The sequence below is a fragment of the Paraprevotella clara YIT 11840 genome, from assembly GCF_000233955.1.
Lineage (GTDB): Bacteria > Bacteroidota > Bacteroidia > Bacteroidales > Bacteroidaceae > Paraprevotella > Paraprevotella clara.
Window position 1 is genome coordinate 1 of sequence record NZ_JH376592.1, and the last position, 25487, is coordinate 25487.

20 protein-coding genes are annotated in these 25487 nt (G+C 51.2%); 11 read left to right on the plus strand and 9 right to left on the minus strand.

Annotated elements, in window-relative coordinates; genetic code table 11:
* Both HMPREF9441_RS04315 and HMPREF9441_RS04320 read left to right on the plus strand, forming a co-directional pair.
* The coding region (locus HMPREF9441_RS04315; RefSeq protein WP_008618402.1) for a hypothetical protein at positions 1-1633 on the plus strand (1633 nt) is incomplete at its 5' end.
* Between the two features lie 241 nt (positions 1634-1874).
* Entirely contained in the window at positions 1875-2576 is a 702-nt protein-coding gene (locus HMPREF9441_RS04320; protein WP_008618405.1) for an SIMPL domain-containing protein, read from the plus strand.
* Positions 2577-2737: 161 nt separating this feature from the next.
* Here the strand turns inward: HMPREF9441_RS04320 and HMPREF9441_RS04325 are convergent, their stop codons facing one another.
* Together HMPREF9441_RS04325 and HMPREF9441_RS04330 are read right to left on the minus strand one after the other, a co-directional pair.
* Positions 2738-3403 (minus strand): HAD family hydrolase, encoded by a 666-nt coding sequence (locus HMPREF9441_RS04325; protein ID WP_244949611.1) that lies wholly within the window; start codon positions 3401-3403, stop codon positions 2738-2740.
* A gap of 112 nt (positions 3404-3515) precedes the next feature.
* Positions 3516-4100, minus strand: a complete 585-nt coding sequence (locus HMPREF9441_RS04330) for an outer membrane beta-barrel protein (RefSeq protein ID WP_008618407.1) — start codon at positions 4098-4100, stop codon at positions 3516-3518.
* A 456-nt stretch (positions 4101-4556) separates the two neighbouring features.
* On the opposite strand from HMPREF9441_RS04330, the gene HMPREF9441_RS04335 reads away from it, so the two are divergent.
* From HMPREF9441_RS04335 to cbiB, 4 genes are all read left to right on the plus strand, one after another.
* The gene (locus tag HMPREF9441_RS04335; protein WP_008618410.1) at positions 4557-5543 is read left to right on the plus strand and encodes a TolB family protein; all 987 of its coding nucleotides are present in this window, start codon (positions 4557-4559) and stop codon (positions 5541-5543) included.
* Positions 5544-5583: 40 nt separating this feature from the next.
* Positions 5584-6324: an outer membrane beta-barrel protein gene (locus HMPREF9441_RS04340; RefSeq protein ID WP_008618412.1), complete on the plus strand. Its 741-nt coding sequence runs from the start codon at positions 5584-5586 to the stop codon at positions 6322-6324.
* Positions 6325-6447: 123 nt separating this feature from the next.
* The gene (gene cobD, locus HMPREF9441_RS04345) at positions 6448-7464 is read left to right on the plus strand and encodes a threonine-phosphate decarboxylase CobD (protein ID WP_172634917.1); all 1017 of its coding nucleotides are present in this window, start codon (positions 6448-6450) and stop codon (positions 7462-7464) included.
* Positions 7465-7472: 8 nt separating this feature from the next.
* The gene (gene cbiB, locus HMPREF9441_RS04350) at positions 7473-8444 is read left to right on the plus strand and encodes an adenosylcobinamide-phosphate synthase CbiB (RefSeq protein ID WP_008618414.1); all 972 of its coding nucleotides are present in this window, start codon (positions 7473-7475) and stop codon (positions 8442-8444) included.
* Here cbiB and HMPREF9441_RS04355 read toward each other — a convergent pair.
* A complete protein-coding gene (locus tag HMPREF9441_RS04355; protein WP_008618415.1) occupies positions 8427-9923 on the minus strand; it encodes a cobyric acid synthase in 1497 nt (498 codons plus the stop codon). The two genes, cbiB and HMPREF9441_RS04355, sit on opposite strands and share 18 nt — an antisense overlap.
* A gap of 380 nt (positions 9924-10303) precedes the next feature.
* Positions 10304-10741, minus strand: a complete 438-nt coding sequence (locus HMPREF9441_RS04360) for an Hsp20/alpha crystallin family protein (RefSeq protein ID WP_172604782.1) — start codon at positions 10739-10741, stop codon at positions 10304-10306.
* Between the two features lie 340 nt (positions 10742-11081).
* On the opposite strand from HMPREF9441_RS04360, the gene HMPREF9441_RS04365 reads away from it, so the two are divergent.
* From HMPREF9441_RS04365 to HMPREF9441_RS04375, 3 genes are read left to right on the plus strand one after another with little or no spacing between them, the layout of a single operon-like run.
* Positions 11082-11678 (plus strand): hypothetical protein, encoded by a 597-nt coding sequence (locus tag HMPREF9441_RS04365; protein ID WP_008618421.1) that lies wholly within the window; start codon positions 11082-11084, stop codon positions 11676-11678.
* 49 nt (positions 11679-11727) lie between these two features.
* Entirely contained in the window at positions 11728-12648 is a 921-nt protein-coding gene (locus HMPREF9441_RS04370) for a hypothetical protein (protein ID WP_253270809.1), read from the plus strand.
* Positions 12649-12675: 27 nt separating this feature from the next.
* Entirely contained in the window at positions 12676-15141 is a 2466-nt protein-coding gene (locus tag HMPREF9441_RS04375; protein ID WP_008618429.1) for a thiol protease/hemagglutinin PrtT, read from the plus strand.
* A 101-nt stretch (positions 15142-15242) separates the two neighbouring features.
* On the opposite strand, the gene thrC is transcribed toward HMPREF9441_RS04375, so the two are convergent.
* Genes thrC through thrA form a run of 3 tightly spaced genes read right to left on the minus strand, consistent with a single transcriptional unit; the run spans position 15243 to position 20229 of the window.
* Positions 15243-16544 (minus strand): threonine synthase, encoded by a 1302-nt coding sequence (thrC, locus tag HMPREF9441_RS04380; protein ID WP_008618430.1) that lies wholly within the window; start codon positions 16542-16544, stop codon positions 15243-15245.
* 13 nt (positions 16545-16557) lie between these two features.
* Positions 16558-17769 carry a cofactor-independent phosphoglycerate mutase gene (locus HMPREF9441_RS04385; protein ID WP_008618431.1) on the minus strand — a complete coding sequence of 404 codons (1212 nt, stop codon included), beginning with the start codon at positions 17767-17769 and terminating at the stop codon, positions 16558-16560.
* Between the two features lie 30 nt (positions 17770-17799).
* Positions 17800-20229 (minus strand): bifunctional aspartate kinase/homoserine dehydrogenase I, encoded by a 2430-nt coding sequence (gene thrA / locus HMPREF9441_RS04390; RefSeq protein ID WP_008618432.1) that lies wholly within the window; start codon positions 20227-20229, stop codon positions 17800-17802.
* Between the two features lie 201 nt (positions 20230-20430).
* Between thrA and HMPREF9441_RS04395 the strand changes: the two genes are divergently transcribed.
* Entirely contained in the window at positions 20431-21132 is a 702-nt protein-coding gene (locus HMPREF9441_RS04395) for an outer membrane beta-barrel protein (protein WP_008618436.1), read from the plus strand.
* On the opposite strand, the gene HMPREF9441_RS04400 is transcribed toward HMPREF9441_RS04395, so the two are convergent.
* Together HMPREF9441_RS04400 and radA are read right to left on the minus strand one after the other, a co-directional pair.
* Positions 21129-22727, minus strand: a complete 1599-nt coding sequence (locus HMPREF9441_RS04400) for an NAD(P)/FAD-dependent oxidoreductase (RefSeq protein ID WP_008618447.1) — start codon at positions 22725-22727, stop codon at positions 21129-21131. The two genes, HMPREF9441_RS04395 and HMPREF9441_RS04400, sit on opposite strands and share 4 nt — an antisense overlap.
* A gap of 22 nt (positions 22728-22749) precedes the next feature.
* Positions 22750-24174 (minus strand): DNA repair protein RadA, encoded by a 1425-nt coding sequence (gene radA, locus HMPREF9441_RS04405; protein ID WP_008618448.1) that lies wholly within the window; start codon positions 24172-24174, stop codon positions 22750-22752.
* Between the two features lie 126 nt (positions 24175-24300).
* Here radA and HMPREF9441_RS04410 point away from each other — a divergent pair, with 126 nt between their 5' ends.
* Positions 24301-25446 carry a S41 family peptidase gene (locus HMPREF9441_RS04410; protein WP_008618449.1) on the plus strand — a complete coding sequence of 382 codons (1146 nt, stop codon included), beginning with the start codon at positions 24301-24303 and terminating at the stop codon, positions 25444-25446.
* Positions 25447-25487: the final 41 nt, after the last annotated feature.

Sequence of the window (25487 nt, forward strand, 5' to 3'; positions counted from 1 at the left end):
GGACAAAGTGATAGTACCCAACACGAGCCTGGGATCCAGCCTCTTAGACGAGAACCACAAAGATTTCACAATCTTCTACGAAGCCCTCAAGCGGACTGCATTGCTCGATTCCCTGTCACGTTACCGTGACGATGACTACGAAGTATGGAAGAACAACTATGCCCCTTTCACCCAAAGTATGCGTATCGGTAATGAAGATTACATAGGCAAACGACCGGACCACCGATACACAGGTTTTACCCTCCTTATCGTACCCGATAAAGTCCTTTACGAAAAATATGGGGAGCGTTTCAATGAAGGTATGACCATGGACCAAAAGATAGATGCTCTATACGACCTGGCCGCAGAAAAGTACGCAGACTACACTTCCGCCAGCATCTTCGGACTGGATAAGACAGATCCCGCTACCGGTAAAACATACAAAGAACTGTATTGGAACAAAACCTCTCTGAAAAGCAGACATAACCCGCTAAACATGTTCCTCTCCTATCATATCCTAGACCGATTGTTCACCAGTACGGCCAAACTCATCAACTGCTGGCAAATCTACACAGCCTACGCTGACCCCACGGAATGGATTAGCACGCTACTCGATTTTTCCACCATCAAACTGGAAAAAGTATATCGTACAATCGATCCGGCAGTGGAATACGAACGCGACTTCTACATCAACCACAGCGAAGCGTGTGTTTACAACAATTACGAACGTATCAGAGGGGCACATCTGACAATCCCTGAAAATGCCGACAATTTCTCACTAAACGTAGCGTATTATTACGTGGACGATGTTCTGGCTTACGACCAGACTATGCGCAACCAAGTGATGAACACGCGTATACGCATAGATGTACTGACTCTTTGGCCCGAACTCACCACCAACAACATCCGCCTTTGCGGCAATCCCACACAAGGATACAATGCCGGAGACAATAGCGAAGAAGGAACAGAAGGCGGAGGACACAACTGGTATCTTCCACCCGGATATTTGGACAACGTAACATTTGGTGAAAATACCATATTTTTCTTAGAGCGCCCTATCATCCAATGGTCCAATATGGGAGGAGACGTAGTAGGTATTTTAGGAACAAGTTACGACGTAACGTTCCGGCTACCAAACGTCCCACCCGGCACGTACGAGCTACGCTTGGGCTATACAGCCTTGGAATCTCGCGGCATCGGACAAGTCTACGTAGACGGTATCCCCCAAGGCCTCCCCATGGACATGCGCATCTTCGGTAACGACGGAAGAATCGGCGGTCTCTACAACGGGTGGGCTGGCTGGAGAAACAAAGATGAAAACTCAAGCGGTATTTACACAACGGAAGAGCTGGAAGAAAACGCGCGCATCATGAAAAACAACGGCTACTATAGCGCGCCTAAGAGCGTGTTCTTCGGTAACGACGGCAACGATATTCCGAGATATAATGCAAGTAATTGTACCCTTTATTATAATTCATGCAACTTACTGCGCCGTAAGATATGTACTGTGGAAGTAAAAGCCAATACCCACCACACCGTACGCTTGCGCTCCGTATTGACCAGTAGTGAAACCTCTGACTTTACCCTCGACTTCATGGAATTGGTTCCGATAGATATCTGTGGAGCCGGAGGACTCGGTGAAGACCTCTATTAAACACCTTCCGCAATGCACCATAATCCCATCTGTATCCGGCTTTCTAACAAGGTCGGAATACAGATGGGATATTTCATACCATAAAAAGACAGTTGACGGATAAACGTATCTTCTCACAAACAAAAGTGAAAGAAAATAAAGTTTCGGGCGTATTTAGGATTTTTCATACTTCTTCTTGCCATATTCATCACATATCAGCTATATTTGCTTCTTACGATTGTATTCATTAAAACTTTAACGTATGAAGAATTGGAGAATAGAGGCCATTATCTTGGCCGTAGGACTGTCATTGGCCGGCGTATTTGTACGCAATGGCCTCAGTGAGTTTTCATCCCGCAGCCGTGTAGTAACCGTCAAAGGACTGGCCGAAATGGAAGTAAAAGCCGATAAGGTTACGTGGCCGCTGACTTATAAAGTCTTGGGAAACGATATGGTATCCCTTTATAATGAGATAGAGGAATCCAATGCAAAAATCATCGCATTCCTGAAAAGCAAAGGGGTCAAGGAGAATGAAATCAACGTAAACGCCCCAGAAATCATCGACACCAAAGCCGAACGCTATAATACGACCGTACAACCCTACCGCTACAATGTAACCACGGTCGTCACGGTCACCTCTAAACAGGTAGATTTGGTGAGAGGTCTCATCAACGAACAAAGCGAACTGCTCAAACAAGGAGTAGCCATCGTTTCCGGGGATTACCGCTACAACGTGACATACGATTACACGAGCCTCAACGATATCAAACCGAAGATGATAGAGGAGGCCACCAAAAATGCACGTACGGCTGCCGAAAAGTTTGCCAAAGACTCGGAAAGCAGTTTGGGAAGCATACAACGCGCCTACCAAGGACAGTTCTCCATCGAGAACCGAGATCCGAACACACCTTATATCAAACAGGTACGTGTCGTAACAACGATCGACTACTCGCTCGAGGACTGACCCGGGAGCTCAGACAGGGAAACATATTACCGAGGAGTTACGTTTTAGCCAAAAGAGCAGAAAGACATACTACCTCAGGAGGCATCTTTCAGACAGAAGAACAAAAGACCAGAAGGGTATATTGCCACGAATACCGTTTCCTTTGGCAACTTCCGGAGGATTCACAGTCGGGAAATGGATTCCAACAGACCAAGTATATCAGCAGGGCTGTCCGCAAAACGGACGGCCCCGTTTCGTTCCAAGAAATCCCGGTCGCGGAAACCCCATAATACAGAAATACACGGAAGCCCCGCATGGGCAGCCGTAGCCACATCTACATCCGAGTCTCCTACGTAAACGGCTTCGTCCTTTTCCACCCCCAGTTCCTGCAATGCGATTTCCACCATGTCGGGAGCCGGTTTGCGACGTACACCGGCACGTTCTCCTACAGCCACTTGTACCGTATCCTGAAAATAATGACGATAAAGTTCATCCACCCCGCCTTGCAGTTTATTCGACACAATGGCAATCTTATAACCGGCTGTTTTCAGTTCATGCAACAAATCTGCAACACCCGGATATAAATCAGTCTTCACCATGCAATGTTCCACATAATAGCGTTTAAAACAGTCGAACACAGCCTCAAACCTTTCACTATCCGTACCGGCAGGTACGGCGCGTTCCATCAATTTGCGCACTCCGTTACCCACGAAACGACGCACCTCCTCCACACTGCGCGTAGGAAATCCGAACTGTGCCAGGGCATAATTCGTACTGTCTGCCAAATCATCCAACGTATTAAGCAACGTACCGTCCAAATCAAAAACGATCGTAGTAATTTTCGTCATCCTTTCGCTCTCCTCCATTAAACCAAACTTTCCGCAAAGGTACAAAAAAGCGGCCTGCGCACAAGCGCAAGCCGCAGAAAGAACAAAAACATCTATATTCTTTAATTCTAAATCAGAATGCGTAACCCAGACGAATCATGTGGTTTACGGCTCCTGCAGGACCGTCTTCCCATACTTCTCCAAACCCACGCTTAAAGGTGTAGTCTATATTAATTCGTTTGTACCACACGCCCATTCCTATAATAAGACCTCCGTCGCAACGCTTGTAATCCTCAATATCTCCAATCTTCACGTCATCGCCGTTCCCATCATCTATCTTTCCAGCCATATCCACGCCGAAGAAAGCTCCGAAACGGCCGTCCACCGCAAGGTTATCCGTCAGATTATACTTATAACCCACCGTAAGAGGAATATTGAAGTTGTGGGCACGGAATTTGGCATCGCTATGGTTTACGTCGAACCCGCGTGTTCCAAACATTACGCCTGTATTCCAATATGCTCCTTTATAGAAGTTCTTATTAAAATCAAGGCTGAAATTATACCCCGGCAACATGTCGATTCCTCTCGTATTGTCACCCTTGAAATTGTTAGCGGCAAAACCACCACGGAGTATCAACTGACCACCCCAAATCTGTGCATTCACTGTAGCCGTTCCCACCACGAGAGCCGCTACCAACATTAAAAAGATTTTTTTCATAATTTAAGTTTTTAAATTGAACAATATCGGTACATTCGCTGTACCTTATACAAATATAGTAAAATAAAATCTATCCCGAACAGATTTCAGAGAAAAAAACTGCTCAATCCTACAAAAAGGAAACAAATAAATCCCTAATGACCAAAAAATAACAATGATTGAAAAGAAAGACTACACAGGAACACGGTTTATCTCTTCATAAGAGAGCAACTATTTAATGCAAAAATATTCAAAAGATTGTATAATACAAAATTATACTTCAATAAAATACAAATTATGTGCGTAAAATGTTGAGAAAGTTAAGAAATACCTTTTTTCAGAGGAATATATCATGCTGTAAAAGAAGATAAAACGTTCCGGAGTTGCTCTCTTATGAAGAGATATACATTTTTGAGAAGAAGAAACAGGACCTGATAATAAGGTTCAATGCTTTTAAACTAAAGAAAAAACACAGATATGAGATTCGGAATACAACCTTATAGTATGGTTTTTCTACTCGCTTTAGCTTGTGAATCGACTATGGCTCAAAGCGTAGACTACTCGGTAGTGTCCGTTCCGGAAGAATCGGGAACCGACTTCACCCAAATCTCCCAAACCACGGATTACGTGTGTATGCCGGAAGTCAAACGAAGCAACCGAGGCATCGGTTGGTTCTCCAACCGCATCTTGGATATTTCCACAGACGGAAGCCAAATTGCCTATCTGTCTTTCCGCAACAACACGACCAATATCTTCATTAAAGATTTGAGTAAACAAGGCTCTTCCATCCAGAAGACCAACCGTACTGCTGTATTGGACTTTTCTTATTCACCCGACGGTAAGCAAATCGTGTTCTCCGAGGCTCGCGGGAAAACCAACCAGATATTCCAAACGTCTGCCGACAAGGGTTTCGTATGCAGGCAAATCACGTCCGGCAACATGGACTATTCTCCGATTTATTCGGCAGACATGAAATTGATATTCTTTGCCCGACAGGAAAACAAAAGCATCAGCATTTGGAGCCACGACATGCAGAACAACTTTTTAGCCAACTACTCCCAAGGACTGAACCCTTACCCCGTCAAAGGCGAACCGGCATTCATCTGCGTGCGCCCCAATGCTGCGGGACACAGCGAGATATGGAAGGTCAACTACGAAACGGGCGTGGAAGAGTGTATCGTCTCGCAACCCGATCGCGACTTCACCTCTCCTTCCATCTCACCGGACGGACAATGGTTGTTGTTCGTGGGAAGCAGTAAAATAGAAACCGGCTCTTTTTCTTATTACAATACCGACTTGTTCGTATCGCGCTTAGACGGAACCGGATTCGCCCAACTCACCTACCATGCCGCAGACGACCTCAGCCCCGTGTGGAGCAAAGACGGACGCTACATCTACTTCGTATCCCAGCGCGGCAACAAAGAGGCCAAAGCCAACATTTGGCGTATGACGTTCAATTATTAGTGTTAAATCATAGATTTATTCATTTCAAAATTTAGAGATTATGAAAAAGTTTAAGTGTTTATTGACCGCGATGTTGTTAGGTTGCTCTACAATGTCTTTCGCACAGTTCATGAACGGTGGCGGTTCATCGTCATCATCCTCGGACAACACCCCCTGGAAAGGCTTACGTTTCTCTTACGACCGTACGTTCGTTAACATCGACATTGACGACGCTCCATCGCAAGACATGAACGGTTTTTCATTGGGGTATGTACAGTCTTTCAGTATCGCAAAGAAACTGCCGTTGTTCTTCGAAACCGGTGCCGGCATCAACTTCGCACGTTACAGCGACAGCGAAAGTGACAGCGAAACGATTTACGGTTATACCATCAGCGCCGAAAACAAATGGTCTACCACAACGTTAGGTTTAACTATCCCTCTCAACGTTGTTTACAAAATCAATATCAACGATAAATTGGCATTGAAACCCTACACCGGTTTTTATTTGAGAGTAAACCTGATGTCTAAATCAAATGACAAAATGGAAGTCAGCATCCCGTCGGAATTTTCTCAATATGTAGATGCCAGCGATTACGAATGGGACGAAGATTACAATAACTTCGATAAAGACGACGTAGGCGAGGACGGTACATGGAACCGCGTACAGTTCGGTTGGCAAATCGGTGCCACTCTCGACATCAACAAGTTTAATGTAGGAATCGGATATGCTCTCGATTTCAACGAAATTGCAGAAAAGACAAAATGCGGTATCTTCTCCGCTCGCTTAGGTTTCAATTTCTAAACAGACATCTTACGAGAAGAATATCAACGGAAACACGCCACAAACGGCATGTTTCCGTTTTTTATAAAAGTAAATCAGTACCTTTTTTATAACTTTGCGGCATCAAACCAACCCTATATCACCATGCTCAACGGACACGGAGACGACTCATACCGGTACGACCGCAAGATAACCCTGAACTTCAGCAGCAATGTATATCACCATACGTCGCTTGCTCCCTTATTCCGGCATCTGGAAAACTGTTGGGAACAAGTACGTTCCTATCCCGAACCGTCACCGCATGCCGTAGAAAGCCAACTGGCTCAGGCGATGGGGATAAGCGCGGAATCGGTCTGCCTGACGAGCGGAGCCACGGAAGCCATCTATCTGATTGCGCAAACTTTTTCCGGAAGACGTTCCTGCATCCTGTCCCCCACGTTTTCGGAATACGCGGATGCCTGCCGCCTGCACGGCCATCAGGTACGGTCCATCTATACCACCGACCATCTGCCGGAGGATGCGGACATCGTGTGGATCTGCAATCCGAACAACCCAACCGGAGCCGTCCTTCCCCACGATGAGATGAAACGGCTGGCCGCACGGCATCCGGACGTCCTGTTCGTCATCGACCAAAGTTATGAGGATTTCACCACACGCATGTTGTTCTCTCCGCATGAAGCCGGCGCACTGTCCAACGTCATATTGCTCCATTCCCTGACGAAACGTTTCGGCATCCCGGGATTGCGCGTCGGCTACCTGACCGCCCGGCAGGAATGGACGGCACGTATCCGGCAGAACAAAATGCCGTGGTCGGTCAACACGTTGGCATTGGAAGCCGCCCTCTTCCTGACGGAGCACGAAAAAGACTTCCGCATCGACTTGCAAGCCCTGTTGGAAGAGAGGGCGCGCGTGGCCGGACAGTTGGAAGCCCTGCGCATAGCCGAAGTTTGGCCGGGAGAAACCCACTTCCTGTTGGCCCGGCTGCGGATGGGAAAGGCCTCGGCACTGAAAGACTACTTGGCCGAAACGCACGGCATGCTCATCCGCGATGCCGGCAATTTTGAAGGATTAGACGAACGGTACTTCCGCATAGCCGTACAATCTCCCGAAGAAGACGACCGCCTGTTGGCCGCCATCGGAGAGTGGATGTTTTCCATATAACCACGCCCATGCACAGCATTATTCCTTTACTTATCGGATGGGGGTTGGACCTCTGCGCCGGAGACCCCACCCGGCTGCCGCACCCCATAGTGGCTTTCGGCCGCTGGATCAGTTTTTTTGAACGGAAAGCCAACCACGGAGACCACCGGCGTGCCAAAGGGACTTTCTGGACCGTCGCCACGCTCTGCACCCTCTTCCTATCCGCCCATCTCGCCTTGGCCGCCTTATGGACAGCTTGCCTGCAATGGGAGGCCGGGGGAACTTACTTGTATTATCTCGCGACGGGCATACTTATCTTTTACTGTCTGGCTGGCACGACGCTCATTCGGGAAGTGCGCATGGTATTCTGCGCCGCCGACCGTTCTTTGGAAGAAGGAAGGCGGCAAGTAAGCCGCATCGTGGGACGGGATACAAGCCGCCTCAGCGACCAGGAAATACGCACCGCCGCTCTGGAAACTTTGGCGGAAAACCTGAGTGACGGTGTCATTGCCCCGTTATTCTGGCTCTACGTGTTGGGTATTCCGGGGATGCTGACTTATAAAATGATCAACACCATGGATTCCATGCTCGGCTACCGCACCGAACGGTTCAAGGACTTCGGCCGCGCAGCCGCCCGGATAGACGATGCCGCCAACTACCTCCCCGCCCGTCTCACTGCCCTGTTGATGGCGTTGGCCGCGTGCATCCCCTTCCGGCAAGGCAAAAGCGCCCGCAACCTGAAAGAAGAACTGCGCTTCATCCGCCGCTACGGACGGATGCACGCCAGTCCCAACTCCGGCTACCCCGAGGCGGCACTGGCCGGCATACTGGACTGCCGCTTCGGCGGGCCGCACCACTACTTCGGCGAGTATTGTTTCAAACCGTACATCGGAAACCGCCTGAGCCCGCTCACCACGATCGACATGCAACAGGCCGTGGCCGTCAACCGGCGTGCGGAAATCCTGATGATCCTGACGGGCGTCTTACTCTACCTCCTCTGACGACAAGATACGATAGAACCTCTCCATATCCAGATGCCGCCGCACATGGGCAGCCAAAAGGTCGTATTGCCTTTCTTTGTAGTCTGCATAGTCCTCCGTGGTTCCGCAAGCCGCCCCCTCCGTATAGGGAGCCAAAAGGAAATCCAAGACAGAAGGGTTGTCCAGAATACCATGGATGTAAGTCCCCATGCAACGGTCGTGGACGTAACACCCGTCGGCTGTCCCGTCCGCCAACCGGTTCAAGGGGACGAAGGCTTGCCCTGCCTCGTCGGCCACCGTCCTGCCCATGTGGATTTCATAGCCCCGGCACAGCGCTCCGGAACCGCGAAAACGGAACTCCACCTGACGGGTCACTTTCTCCCGGCCGATGACCGTATGCACGGGCAATAGCCCCAGACCAGACAAGCGTGCCGGTGTGCCTTCCACCCCGTCGGGGTCGGCTACCTCCGTGCCCATCATCTGATAGCCTCCGCAAATCCCCATGACGGTCTTGCCGCTCCGGGCGGCTTGTACCACAGCCTCGGCCAAGCCGTTGCGTTTCAGTTCGCGCAGGTCGTCCAACGTGCTCTTGCTGCCGGGCAACACGATGACGTCCGCTTTCTGCAACTCATCCGCCCGGTCGGTGTAATACAGGTGCACCCTGTCGTCGCGGTCCAAGCGGTCGAAATCCGTGAAGTTCGACAGGTGGAGCAACTTCACCACGGCCACGTTCACCCGTCCCGCTGCAGCACGGTCGTTCTTCTGCTCCAGTTCCACGGAATCCTCCTCCTCAATCTGTATGTCGTGGAAATAAGGTATCACCCCGAGTACCGGCACGCTGCACACTTCCTCCATCATCCGCACGCCATCGTCGAACAATCGGCGGTCGCCCCTGAATTTGTTGACGATGATGCCTTTTATCCGTCGACGGTCTTCAGGCATCTGCAACATGATGGAACCGTAAGCCGAAGCGAAAACCCCGCCCCGGTCGATGTCCGCCACCAAAAACACGTCGGCCCCGGCATGGCGGGCCATGGGCATATTCACGATGTCGCGGTCCCTCAGGTTGATTTCGGCGATGCTGCCGGCCCCCTCCATCACGATGGGGTTGTAACGGACGGCGAGCCGGTCGAACGCCGCACACACCGCCGCCCGCAGCTCCTCGCGTCCGCCCCGGCGGAAGTAGTCGTAAGCCGAACTGTTGCCCACGGGCCGCCCGTTGAGCACCACTTGCGACGTATGGTCGGAATTCGGTTTGAGCAGCACGGGATTCATGTCCGTGTGGCACGGTATGCCGGCCGCTTCGGCCTGCACGGCCTGCGCCCGCCCTATCTCAAACCCTTCGGGAGTGGCGTACGAATTGAGCGACATGTTCTGTGCCTTGAACGGAGCCGGGCGGTAACCGTCTTGCCGGAGAATGCGGCACAAAGCCGCTGCCAATACGCTCTTGCCCACGTCGCTCCCCGTACCGGCCAACATGAAAGGATGTAATTTTCTCATGGACAAATCATGGATGATTATGCCGCAAAGTTAAGGCGAAATCCGTGATAATAAAAATGAATCTTTTTATCTGACAATCCGCATTTTCTTGCAAAAAACACACCACACTATAAATCAACGTCTTGCAAATACAAAATCAATCTACTGAGACTGATTTTTCAATCTGCTGCAAACGATTTTTCATTCTCAGCCAAACGATTTTCCGTTCTCAGCCGAACGAAATCACCCCTTCCGCCCATACGTGTCCGCCTTCCGGAAGTCTGACAAACATAGACGTGGAGCGCCATTTGCCTGTCTCGGAAACACAAAAAAAGGTTGCCCTTGTCTTACCAAGGACAACCTCCATATCATCAAACGCTTACGGACGCGAAAAGAACTACTTACTGTATTTCAATCACACGGTTCACTTTTGCTTTCTCTTCCGGAGTGCGTTTCGGAAGCGTGATGTTCAATACTCCGTCACTCACGTTTGCACTGATCTTGTCTTTCTCCACGTCATCCGGCAAAACCAGAGCCTGCTGGAACTTGGCGTAAGAAAACTCACGACGCAAATAGCGTTTGTTCTTCTTGTCTTCCTCTTTCACCTCGTTCTTTTTCTCCATCGAGATAACCAGTTCTCCGTCTTCGCCCAAATGGATGGTAAAATCTTCTTTCGTCATACCCGGGGCGGCTACTTCCACTTTATAGTCTGCATCACTTTCTATCACGTTGATAGCCGGTGCTGTGGCGTTCACCTTGCCCATCCATTCATTGTCGAAAAAGTCGTTAAACAAACTCGGTAACCAATTCTGACCATTGTACTTTCTAATCGGTGACATAATCTTCATCTCCTATCTTTTAAGTTATACATTCATTTTTTCTTTCCGGACGGCCTTCCTGTCGGTTGCCCCGTCCGCCTGAATAAAATACAAACCCCGTACCCGGAAACTCCATAACTTCATCGGACCGTCCGGGATTAAACTTTTGAAAACCTTTTTAAGCCCATACGGACTGATTTTAAAATTGTGCAATCCTTTTTAGCACCCACTCTTTTTTTCAACTGACATTATTGGCGCAGAAAACGACAAAATGTCAGTAATCAGCAGTTTATTGTTTTCTTTTCCTGTCTTTTATTTCATTATATTTTACTTCGCAAGGATAAATCCTTATATTTGCGGCATGATTATTCTACTTTCAATCCCAAAACACCTGATGAAACAGAAATTTCCCAAAAGACACAGCGGCATCTGCGCCTTGATGGCCGGAACGGCCTTGCTCGCAGCCTGTCATTCCTCCTCGGAAAGCCGGCATGAAACGGGACGGGTTGACGCGGCTTCCACCACTCACAGGCCGACGGGCACCATAAACGTCACCGCCACGAGCCAAGCGGGCGTGTCGTCACCTGTGGTGTACATCTATAAAATGAAAAAGGACTACTCCAAGTTAGTGCCCGTACTGATGAACGAAGAACGCACCCGTATTGTGTCCTATCCCGATCCCGTAGACCTGCAACGGGGCGGCAAGCCCGCCTTGCCTACTCCGCTTGAAGGAAACTATTGGTTAGACAACCGGGGGATTGGCCCCACTGTGGCTTTCCTCTCTTATACCTACGAGGAATATATCCGGCTGGCCGCACCTCCCAGTCGCGAGGAGATGATGGAACGCATCGTGGACAAATACCCACTCACAAAGATACGCGCCTGCGGCCGCCGTGCCGACTACAAGGATATCGTGACGGAACTGAACGAAAAAATACGGCGCGAAGGATGGAAATAATCCGCCGCCATACACATTATTAATATAACAGAAACAAAAGATGAAGAAAATGACTTTCAAAATTTACATGGCGGCCTGTTGCGCCGCAGTGGCCTTCAGTGCCTGCAGTGAAGAAGATGCTACCCGGCACGGCGTGGCACCGGCAAAGATCGGCACCATCAGCCTGAACACCGGCAAAGATCAAGTGCGTCCCGGCCAACCCCTGACAGCCTCCATCGCCCTCCCCACAGGCGGGCAGAACATCAGCGAAGCGACTTACACATGGGGGTCACTGAACTATCCTTCGGAAAAGGAAGAAAACGGAACGGCCTATTTCAGCTTCACCGCACCCGAAGAACCGGGACAATACAGTTTATCGTTCAACGCCCGTTACTCGTTCCTCGGCCCTGATGCGGAAGGCAACTTTTACAAAGACATGAGCAGCACACTGGACTACACAGTCATCTCCTGCGACATCTTCAGCAGTTTTTGGGATGACGACCTCGCCACTACACTGAAGGTCTATCCCCGGCTCACGGAAAGCACGTCGCAACCCGGCACTTATTTGGGTACATTTGCGGATAAGTTGTCCTCCAGTTCCTTCTCCACCATCAACCGCGCCTTCACATTCAACGACAACATCCTGTCGAAAATCACGGAATATGAAATCTACACCAATACGAACGTAAGTACCTATGCCAGAAAATTCTACGTCGTGCGCACCTATGCCCAAAGAAGATTCAATATGGAAGTAGAGACCGAGTATTATGACGACGCATCGACTCCCGACCTCCATACCCCGATAGCCGAAGAAGACTGGAACGATGAGAATTGGAAGAACGAGATGGGGCAAAAACTCCAAGCAGGTACCCTCCGCCTCTACTGCAAATTACAGGACGAACACACCCAACTCTGGCTGAGTGCATTCGACACCGGTGACGGCAGCGGCATCTACCTCGTCCGCGACTACACGGCGAATACCGTCAGATAAATCACAAACCATAACAATTTATATACAATGAAACATCGTTACCTCCTTTGGCTTGCGGTCGCCCTTATCGGTACACAAGCCTCAGCCGAGCCCCGCAAAGAAGCGCAGGCACGGCAAATAGCAGAGGAGTTCCTCGCCGCCAAACGTGTGACCGCCACACGTGCCGCCGCACCGCTTACCTTGGCAGCCACGTCCGAGACCTCCCCCTTGAAACGCAGCCTCGGCACGGCACAACCGGCATGGTACGCCTATAACCAAGGCTCGGAAGCTTTCGTTATCGTTTCCGGGGACGACCGCATGGCCGACATTCTCGGTTACTCCACCGAAGGCGCATTCCGCACCGGAGACATGCCCGCCGGACTCAAAGCTTTGCTCGACGCATACGCCGCGCAAGCCGGACATATCCGCCAAACAGGAGAAGCACCCGACGGGCGACGGACGTTCAACCTGAAACAGGAAGACACGTCGTTCCCCGAAGCCGTCGCTCCCTTGCTCGGCGACATCAACTACGACCAAGGCACACCCTACAACAAATTCTGTCCCGAACTCAACGGTGAACAGATGGTGACGGGCTGTGCTGCAACGGCCGCCGCAATGATCATGCGCTACTATAAATATCCGGAGCGCGGCACAGGCAGCTATTCCTACACCACGGAGACTCACCAATTCCCCGTGGAATTCGATTTCGGCAACACGCCTTTCGACTGGGACAACATGCTGCCTGCCTACAACTATGGCGAATACGACGAGGCACAAGCCGATGCTGTGGCCACACTGATGAAAGCCTGTGGCGTGGCCGCACAAATGGACTATGCCTCGACATCGAACACCTCCTGTGAGGAGCTCATGCAAGGCATGGTGGAATATTTGGGTTATGACCCGTCGGCCTATGTCACATTCAGGTCTTTCTATTCTTCCGAAGAATGGATGAACCTCATCAAAACGGAGCTTTCGGCCAAGCGCCCTGTCCAATATAACGGACAAGATGCCGTAAATGGCGGCCATGCTTTTATCATCGACGGCTACGACAGCGACGACCTCGTGCACGTGAATTGGGGATGGGGAGGAATCAACAACGGGTATTTTGAGTTATATTCCCTTAATCCAGAAAGTCTTGGCATCGGAGGTGGCGGAGGAGGAGGCTTTAAGTTTCTCCAACGCATGATAGTCCACCTGATGCCCCGAACCGGCACACCGGTGCCTTCCTGCCATTTATACATGGGCGAGGCCGAATATGAAAACGGAACCTTCCGCTTGGGTAATATCACAAACTCCGGCTACATATTCGACGGGGAAATCACCCTTATGGCCGAAAAGGACGGTACGGCACAACCGTTCTCCAAATCTTACCGGACAGAAAACGAAATTCCTACCGAGGCATCCATAGAGTTTTTAACTTTCAGCGGCTTCGACCCGGCAACGTTGGCACCGGGAACATACCGGATATACCCGGCCGCGCGCCAAGCCGGACAAGAAGAATGGAAAGAAATACGGAAAAATCCCAATGCCACAAAAGAATTTTACCTCGAAGTATTCCAGGACGGCTCTTCCGAATGGCACGCCTCCGGCCGGGAAACCGTAGTGAACATCACTCCCTCCGGCAAGCTTTACAGCGGCTACAATGCGGATTTCAAGGTGGAGATACGGAACGAGGAAAAAGACAGCGAGTTTCACAATGACGTATATGCCCTGCTAATAGACATTGAAAGGAACGAGCTAATGGATTATTTTCCCGTAGGAAGTTTCTGCCTGCCCGCTCTCGATGACACCACGTTCACCGCCACACGGACATTGCCCGCAGTGGAAGAAGGACGGTACGGGTTGCAGGCGGCCATCCTCATAGGCTACGAGTTTCACTACATAGGCCCCCTCACGACGATAGACATCGAGGAAGCCGACTTGGCCGAAGGCTTCAACCTGACAGGCGGACTCGACAAGGCATCGTACGAACAAGGAGAGACCATGACCTACAAGGGAAGCATCGACATCGAAGGCCACAGCGGCGATATGTATACAGACCTGTTCGTAATCGGCATTTATCCGAAAGAACTGGGCGACCCCTTGCAATACCAAATCTTGCAAGTCACGGCAACAAAAGAAAAACCCATGCACTTTGAATTGCAATTCAAGGCTACCCTCCAGCCGGGCGACTACCGTTTCATCGTGGCGAATCACAACGGCACCGAAATAGCACAAACTACCTATTTCGAGATTACCGAACCTTCGGCGATACAAGGCATGGCCGCACAAACGGCTGACACTCCTGTCTATTGCTCCGCCCCGGGAGAAACGGACATCCGCTTCCGCTATGGCGGAAAGGTGGCACGTGCCGACCTTTACGACAGCCGAGGACAACGGCTTCTCTCTTCCGACAAGCCTGAAAGCGCGGACGGAAACTACCGTATTACCGCCGGACAGTTGCACAATGGAATCTACCTGTTGCGTATCGTAACGGCCTCCGGTACTACCCACACACTGAAATTCGTGCGGTAACATAGTGCAAACATAAAGCATCGCGTCCCTGTATGCCATTGCACGTTTTCGGGGAAACGTCAGGCCATACAGGGGCGCGATGTTTTCAACAAACGATAAAACTATTGTTTCATCAAGTATGCCTTGAATCCGGCAAAGTCCTTGCCCATCGGGATGCTCTTCTTCTCCCCTTTCATGAAGGCTGCCAACTTTTCAGGTATATCCACCGAACCGCCGATGATATTCTCCACCGTGGCCTGGAACTTGGCCGGATGTGCCGTTTCGAGGAACACACCGCATTCGCCCTCACGCAGCCCCTCGCTTAAAGCACGGAAGCCGCAAGCTCCATGCGGATCGAGCAAGTAACCGTTCGTTTCATAACAAGCCTTCACGGTCTCGGCAATCTGCGCGTCGGTATAAGTCGCCCCGCTGATTTCAGCCGTAATGGCCGCGTGGCTTCCCTTGTATAAATCGTAAATACGGGCAAAATTACTGGGATCGCCCACATCCATGGCATTGGCGATGGTCTGCACCGACGCACGGGGATGGTATTCTCCCGTCTGCAAATAATTGTAGAAGATGTCGTTGGCATTGTTGGCTGCAATGAAACGCTTCACCGGCAAACCCATCACCTTGCCGAACAGTCCGGCCGTGATGTTGCCGAAATTTCCGCTCGGCACGCATACCACCAGTTGGTCGGCCTTACCGAACTTCTTCATCTGGGCGTAAGCGTAGAAATAGTAAAATGCCTGCGGCAGGAAACGGGCCACGTTGATGGAATTGGCGGACGTCAGTTTCATGTGGCGGTTCAGTTCCTCGTCCATGAAAGCGTTTTTCACCAAAGCCTGGCAATCGTCGAACACGCCGTCCACTTCGAGGGCGGTAATGTTCTGCCCCAACGTCGTAAACTGGCATTCCTGAATGGCACTCACCTTGCCTTTCGGATAAAGTACATACACGTGAATACCTTCCACACCCAGAAAACCGTTGGCCACGGCACTCCCCGTATCGCCGGAAGTAGCCACCAACACATTCACCTGATTACACCCTTCTTGTTTGATGAAGTATCCCAAAAGGCGGGCCATGAAACGCGCCCCCACGTCTTTAAAGGCCAACGTGGGACCGTGGAAAAGTTCCAAGGAATAAATGTTCTCCGTAACTTTCACCACCGGACAATCGAAACTCAACGTGTCGTACACGATTTGTTTCAACGTATCGGCCGGCACATCCTCTCCGAAGAAAGCGTCCGCCACGCGGTAGGCCACTTCTTGAAAAGAAAGGTCCTGTATCTCGTCGAAGAACGACTCCGGAAGATGCCGGATGACCTCGGGCATAAACAAACCTTTGTCGCTCGCCAGGCCTTTCACTACGGCTTCGTGAAGCGTAGCGCGGTCGGCCTTACCGTTCGTACTATAATATTTCATAAAGTATGGTCGATTAATGTTTCATAAATTCACGAATAAACTCATCGCCTCGAAGCAACCCGTAGCTTCCGGCTTTAGCTGCGTCCTCATCGAACGTCTGTACGCTGTCCGGCTCTATGCCAGGGTAGTAAATGGCAAACGGTATAGGGTCGGACGTATGCGTACGGTGGGCACAGGGCGTAGGATGGTCGGGCAACACGGCGATGGCCACCGGTTCTTCCCAATCTTTCACGGCTTCCAAAATCGGTCCGATGGCACGGCGGTCCAGATTCTCTATCGTCTGCAACTTCAATTCCACGTTTCCGTCATGACCGGCTTCGTCGCTCGCCTCCACATGCAGATACACGAAATCACCGTCTTTCAAGGCTTCTATCGCCACTTGCGCCTTGCCTTCGTAATTCGTATCGTACAAACCGGTAGCCCCTTCCACATCTATGACCTGCAAACCGGCATAACGTCCGATACCCCGTATGAGGTCTACGGCGGTAATGACCGCACCCTTTTTGATTTGAGGATAAGTCTCCGTCAACGGAACCATGGCCGGACGGTTGCCACCGCCCCATGGCCAAATACTGTTGGCCGCATCGCGGCCTTCCTTCATCCGGCGGAGATTCAACGGGTGGTCGGTCAACAACCTCTGAGACTCCAGAATCAGGCGATTCAGCAAGTCTGCGGTTTCCTGCGCTTCAGGCACCTCGGCCTTCACCATACAGTCGCGGAAAGGCGTACCCGGCACGTCGTGCGGAGGAGTACAATGCAGATGCTTGTTTCCGCCTTTGATGACCAATAAATGGCGGTACTGCACACCCGTATAGAAATGTATACGCTCGTTACCTAACTTCTCTTGCAAGAAACGAATCAGCACATCCGCCTCTTCCGTCTCCAACCGTCCGCAAGAATGGTTTTTTATCTTACCTTCTTCAATGCAAATCAGATTACAACGCAACGCCAAATCATCATCGGCCAGTTCGACTCCGATACTGGCTGCTTCGAGCGGCCCGCGCCCTTCATACACCTTGTGCTGATCGTAACCCAAAATGGAAGAATTGGCCACTTCGCTACCGGGATGAAATCCCTCCGGCACGGTCTGCAACAATCCGTTGCGTCCCATGCGGGCTATCCAATCCATATTAGGCGTATGGGCATATTGCAACAACGTCTTGTCGCCCAAGGCCGGAACTTTCCAATCGGCCATGCCGTCGCCCAGTATAATAATATGCTTCATCTTTATCTCCTTACCTTAATTATATATATGTCATACGTTGGCAATACTCATGATGTCGGCAAAAACACCGGCCGCCGTCACTCCGGCCCCGGCTCCGTATCCCTGAATCTGCATGGGATACTCCTTATAGCGTTCAGTCGTCAGCAAGATAATGTTATTGGAACCTTCGAGGGTGTAGAACGGATGTTCACGTCCTACCTCACACAGTTCCACACTGGCTTTGCCGTTCTCGTAACGGGAAACAAAACGCCAACGTTTTCCTTCGCTCTCCAATACCTTACGCCGCCGCTCGAAATCGGCATCCAGGGAAGGCAGGTTCTTCCAAAATTCATCCAACGTACCCCGGAAAAACGAATCGGGCACGAACAGGTGCTTCTCCACGTCGGACTGTTCGATACGGTAACCGGCTTCACGCGCCAAAATCACCAACTTGCGGATGACATCTTTTCCGCTCAAATCCACACGGGGATCGGGCTCGCTATATCCTTCTTCCTTGGCTAACCGTACAGTCTCGCTAAACGGAACGTCGGCCGAAATCTTGTTGAATATGAAATTCAAAGTACCGCTCAATACGGCTTCTATCTTCAAAATCTTATCCCCGCTGTTCAGCAAATCGTTCATGGTACGGATAATGGGCAGGCCGGCTCCCACATTCGTCTCGAACAGGAACTTAACCCCGCGCTGACGGGCTGTGGATTTCAGTTTCTGATAAGTGGCGTAATCGGAAGAGGCCGCAGCCTTATTGGCCGCCACCACGGAGATGTTATGCTCCAGAAATTCCTGATACAGTCCGGCCACATCGGAACTGGCCGTACAGTCGACAAACACGGAATTGAAGATGTTCATTCCTATCACTTCGTCACGCAAGCGGTTCAAATCGCTCGGCGCACTATGCGCCAACTGTTCACGGCAGTTCTCCAAACTGATACCTTCGCGGTCGAACATCGCATTGTGCCCGCTGGCAATACCCACGACCTTAAGCTTCAAACCCCGTTCTTTCTTCAATTTCTCACTCTGCTGCGCCAACTGCGCAATCAAGCTACTACCCACCGTCCCTACTCCGCACAGAAAAAGATTGAGGACTTGGTATTCCGAAAGAAAAAAACTATCATGGATGACATTAAGTGTCTTGCGTAAGAACAGCCCGTCCACCACAAAAGAGATATTCGTCTCCGAAGCGCCCTGTGCACAAGCAATCACATTGATGCCGCTACGCCCCAACGTTCCGAACAACTTACCGGCGATGCCGGGTGTGTGCTTCATGTTCTCGCCTACGATGGCCACTGTAGCCAAACCGCTTTCCGCCGTCATCCGGTACATAGCTCCCGTCTCTATTTCCTTGGAGAACTCCGCATTTAAAACCTCGCAAGCCGCATCGGCATCCGCATCGCGTACACCGATGGACGTACTGTTCTCCGAAGAAGCCTGCGACACGAGGAACACACTGATGCCGTTATTGGCCAACGCCGAGAAGATACGACGGTTCACGCCGATGACTCCCACCATAGACAAACCGGAAACCGTAATCAATGTCGTTCCGTTTATACTGGAAATACCCTTGATAGGCTTCTGGTCTTCGGCGATGTCGCTCTTAATCACCGTGCCTTTTCCCGAAGGATTAAACGTATTCTTGATGAGAATCGGAATATTCTTTACGCAAACCGGATAGATGGTAGGGGGATAAACCACCTTCGCACCGAAGTTGCAAAGCTCCATAGCCTCTACATAACTTAACTCATTGATGGTATAAGCGGTGGAAATCACCTTCGGGTCGGCCGTCATGAAACCGTCCACATCCGTCCATATTTCCAAAAAAGAAGCATCCAATGCCGCTGCAATGATGGAGGCCGTATAGTCCGACCCTCCACGACCTAAGTTCGTCACCTCTCCGGAGTCGGCATCCGTGGAAATGAATCCCGGAACCAAAGAAACTTTCGGCAAGTCGACAAAAGCCTGTTTGACCAATTCGTGCGTCAAATCGGATGCCAGCAACTGACGTCCCGACTTAATCTCAGTCTTAATAAAGGTACGTGAGTCGAACCATTTGGCTCCGTCTATCAACACGGCTACTATATTGGACGACAGCCGCTCCCCATAACTGACTATGGCAGCAGACGTCTTAGGCGAAAGATCACGGATAAGATAGACGCCTTGATAAATGCTTTTCAACTCATCCAGCAAGGCGTCGATGGTCTCCAATAAACGTTCCTTATTTTCTCCGGAAGGAATTACGGCTTCTATCATCTGATGGTGACGCACGGCAATCTCATCAAACTCGGACTGGTAAGACAAGTCTCCGGCCAAAGCCAACTTGGATGTCTTAATCAACTTGTCGGTAATTCCGCCCAATGCAGATACTACGACAACCACAGGCTCCTTTTCAGCCTCAACAATCTTTTTAACACTCAGAATGCTTTCTACGGAACCTACGGATGTTCCCCCAAATTTTAATACTTTCATATCTACGTTTTCAGAATTGGATCTCTTTGCATGCAGGCCCACAACACCTGTCTCGACCGCTCCGAGACCTTAATATTTCAAAGTTGTTCTATCGTTGTATAACATCCGCAAAAATAGCAATTATTTATCTAAAAAGGCTTATGAAATAAAATTAATTTGTATTTTTGCCTAATAAATCATCGATATTAAGCATACACTCACATGACAAAAAAAACTTTTCTTCTATATGTCTTATTACTGTTGACCGCCATGCCGGTAAGCGCCGGAAAGGATTTCTATGAAGGAGAACCCGTATATGCGAGCCGTTGGCGGGATTACAGGCGAAGCTCTTACTTCGGTCTGCGTTTCGGTCTGAACGTCCCTACGGTGCGATACAAAGGGACAGGAGGAGAAGCACAGACCAATCCGTTGCCGCGTTATCATATCGGATTGGTTTACGGAAACAAGCTGGGCGACGGACTACCCTTCTTCTTGGAGAGCGGATTGATTTACACGGAAAAGGGTACGGAAATAGAAGCCACGGAGGAAGTCGAGTTTAAGAAATGTTACATGAGGTATCTGGAAATTCCCATTGTACTGAAATACAAACTCAACACCAACGCCGACGATTTCACCGTGCAACCGTTTTTCGGAGGTTTCATGGCCGTTGGCGTAGGCGGAACGACCAAACTTTACGATTCCCGTACCAAGATTGACCCATTCGGAGCCGACCGCTATAAACGCTTCGATGCCGGAATACGGGTTGGTTGCGGCATGGCTTTCCAAAACTTCTACTTTGAGATGGGATACGACATCGGCTTGTTCAACATTGCCGGACGTAACTACAGCGAATACCATTACGACGACTTCGACGGGCACATCCGCACGGGCAATCTCACCATGACCTTGGGAGTGGATTTCTAACTCCCGAGGTAAGCAGCCGCAGCTTCCGCACAACGTTCCCCGTCCATCGCGGCCGACACGATGCCTCCGGCATATCCGGCACCTTCGCCGCACGGGAACAATCCCTTCAACCGCACGTGTTGTAAGGTTTCCCCGTCGCGCACGATACGTACGGGTGCCGACGTGCGGCTCTCCACTCCTATCATCACGGCCTCGTTGGTCAGGAAACCACGGGAGGCTTTGCCGAAACGGCGGAAGCCCTCTGCCAGCCGTGCCGTGACGAACTTCGGCATCCAAAAATGCAAAGACGAGGACACCAGTCCGGGAACATACGAACTCGCGGGCAGGTCGTAACTCAAACGCCCGTTCACGAAATCGGCCATCCGTTGCGCGGGAGCCGTCTGCCGACAATTTCCCTGCTGCCAGTTCTGTTCTTCCAAGGCTTCCTGGAAGCACATCATGGCCAACGGATTCCGCACGTCCGGCTGCAAACCGGAAACAGCCATAAAACCGGCCAGTGATTTCTCTTCCAAATCTTCCGGATGCAATTCCACCACCATGCCTGAATTGCTCCATTTCGACCCACGGTTGCTGGGCGACATCCCGTTGACCACCGTCTGCCGGGGGCCACTGGCTGCCGGGACGACGAACCCGCCCGGACACATACAGAAACTGTACACCCCGCGGCCTTCCACTTGCTGCACAAAGCTATACTCCGCAGCCGGAAGATACTTTCCCCTTCCGTTCCGGTTGTGATATTGTATCTGGTCGATGAGGAGCGACGGATGTTCCAAACGCACACCGACCGCCAAGCCCTTGCTTTCGATTTCCACGCCATGGGCATGCAACCAGCGATAGACATCACGCGCCGAATGCCCCGTGGCCAGAATAACCGGCCCGCGGAAGGTCTTCCCCGTGTTCGTCTCTATCCCCACCACCGTGTCTTTCTCGATGAGCAAAGCATCCATACGGGTCTCGAAATGCACTTCTCCCCCGCAGTCCAGAATCGTCTTGCGCATATTCTCGATGACTCTCGGAAGTTTGTCCGTCCCGATGTGAGGATGGGCATCTTGCAGGATGGACACACTGGCCCCGTGCTGACAGAATACATTCAGGATTTTCTCCACGTTCCCGCGTTTCTTGCTCCGGGTGTACAGCTTTCCGTCGGAATAAGCTCCTGCGCCGCCTTCCCCGAAACTGTAATTGCTCTCGCTGTCCACTTTATGCTCACGCGATATTTTGGCCAAGTCCAACTTACGGTCGCGGACGTTCTTACCTCGTTCCACGATGACGGGACGATACCCCGCTTCAATCAGGCGCAAGGCGGCAAACAGTCCGCCGGGACCGGCACCGACCACAACCACCTGCGGACGTCCCTCCACATTCCGGTATGCCGTACGGACAAATTCATCGTCCTCCGGCTGTTCATTGACGTACACCCGTACCTTCAAGTTGACGAATATCGTGCGTTGGCGGGCGTCGAAACTGCGTTTCAACACCCGTATAGCCGTCAGCGTCCGTTCGTCCTTTCCTTTCTCGCGGGCAATGTAACGGCGCAAGGCCTGCTCATTGGCTGCCGTTTCCGGCAAGACCCTGAGTTGGTATTCTTCTATCATATCCTTATCGTTATCTGTTCGTTTAACCGAAAAGCGCACGGAGCGCCTCTTCCACTTTCCGCACTGGGACAAGTTCTATCTTCAGTTTCGACGTGTCGAATCCCTGCAAATTGTGGCGCGGGACTATCATTTGCCGGAAACCGAGCTTGGCAGCTTCCGCCACGCGCTGTTCGATACGGTTTACCGGACGTATCTCGCCGCTCAAGCCGACTTCCCCGGCCATGCAGACGCCGCTTTCGATACCCGTGTCCACATTGCTGCTCAACACGGCGGCAACGACGGACAAGTCGATGGCCGGATCGGTCACTTTCAATCCTCCGGCAATGTTCAGGAACACGTCTTTCTGCGCCAGTTTGAAGCCCACTCGCTTTTCCAACACGGCCAGCAACATATTCAACCGGCGCAGGTCGAAACCGGTGGCCGAACGTTGCGGCGTGCCGTAAGCCGCCGTGCTAACCAAGGCTTGCGTCTCGATGAGGAAGGGGCGCACGCCCTCGATGGCCGAAGAAATGGCCACGCCGCTCAGTCCTTCGTGATTCTCGGTGAGCAACAGTTCCGAAGGATTGCTCACCTGCCGCAAACCGTCTTGCCGCATCTCGTAGATGCCCAACTCGGCCGTGCTGCCGAAACGGTTCTTGATGCTGCGCAGGATGCGGTACATATAATGTTGATCGCCCTCGAACTGCAACACGGCATCCACGATATGTTCCAACACCTTGGGGCCGGCCAGTGTCCCCTCCTTATTGATATGGCCGATCAATATCACGGGAATATTGCTCTCCTTGGCGAATTTCAACAACAGCGCGGCGCACTCGCGCACCTGCGAGATGCTGCCGGGCGAACTGTCCACGGCCTCTGTCATAATGGTCTGTATGGAATCGATGACCACCAACTGCGGCTGCTCGTTACGGACGTGCAGGAAAATCTGGTCAAGCGAAGTCTCGCACACGACCATACAAGACGAACGGGACAAGAACCCTTCCCGTCCGTCCGCCTTTCCTCCTGCCCTTGGCACCAAACGGTCGGCACGCAACTTCAACTGCCGCGCACTCTCCTCTCCACTGACATAAAGCACCCGCTTGTCCGTCATCTTCAGTACGGTCTGCAAGACTAACGTGGACTTCCCGATGCCGGGTTCCCCACCCAGAAGCACCAATGAGCCGGGCACCAGTCCGCCGCCCAATACGCGGTTCAGTTCCTCGTCGTGCATGTCCAACCTCGGTTCTTCATCGGTCACAATCTGTCCCACGGGAATAGGCCTCCTACGCAACGGTTCCCCCGGCAACGCCTGACGGAATCCTCCCGGCACGGCAGCCGACACACTCTCCTTGCGTACAGTGAATTCCTTAAAAGTATTCCATTCCCCGCACGCAGGGCAACGCCCCACCCACTTCGGTGATTCCTGTCCGCAATTCGCACACACATAGACGGTCTTATCCTTTGCCATAGCCTTTCCCTGTTCTTTGAAAGGATAAAAGTACAGAGTTTTTCCGGAGTGACCATAAAAATGTGGGAGAAAATTCCTTTTCCTGAATTTTAATCGTAAATTTGCTTCATATAATCCTATACCTATATGATACACAGAAAAATATTGTTCTACGTCTTCACCCTCCTGTCCATACATCCCATTGATGCACAAACCCGGGAGGAGGCGCTATCCGAGTTCGATTGGCTCACGGGCTTCATCCAACGTAACTATCCGGGATACGAGATAAAGACGCAAGGAAAGGAAGACGAATGGAACCAACGTACCGCCGCCCTGAGGAATATCATCATCCAAAGGCCGGACACACTGCCTTTGGCCATGGACCAATACGTCCGGAACTTCAACGACGGCCACTTATGGGTGAACACCACCCCGGAGGGAAACGCCAAATTTCAGTCCATCATACAAAGGGAACTTGCCCGACGGGCAAAAAGCCACCGTCCGGAATCCTTCAACATGTACTACACCGCCAAGGCCATGAACGACAGCACCTTTTTTCTGCGCATCCCGTCCTTTGCTGATTCCGAATCCAACGAAATCGTGGAAAAAAACCTGAAAGAAATCACTTCACGCCCCTACTTGATTGTGGACTTAAGAGGAAACGGAGGGGGCAACGACATGAATTTCCAAACCCTGATGGCACTGGTTTACAGCCAACCGTACCTCACCCATGGCGTGGAACTCTACGCCACCCCCGATTTCCTTTCCCTTTATCGGAGGCTTGTCACAGAAAATCCTGAAGAAACATGGGCGAGGTTTTGCCAAGACATGGCCGACAGCGTAGCACAACATTTGGGCGGATACGTACTGCGACCGGGACTACAGCGCATCCGGCTTATGAAACGGGATTCCGTGTATCCTTATCCGCGCAAGGTAGGCATCCTCATTCATGGTCGTAACGCCTCATCAGCGGAACAGTTCATACTGGAGGCGAAGAACAGTGAAAAAGTGACGCTATTCGGCAACGAGCCGACCTTAGGAGCCATCGACTTATCCAACGTTTACTCATTCACGTCTCCCCTCGGGTGGTTCCGGTTGGGTGTCCCCACCACCCGTAGTTGCCGTTGGCCGGACATCGTCATCGACGGGAAAGGCATCGCTCCCCAAATTCCCGTGCCTTATCCGGACTCCATGCAAGAAAGAGACCATATAGGAGAAGAAATCCTGTACATCGAACGGGTACTGCGAGGAATCCCATGCCGTGCCCCGGCAAATGAATCCACCGGAAAATAAAAGACTTGCGATTTGAAACCGTATCCGTCCGGATACAAAAA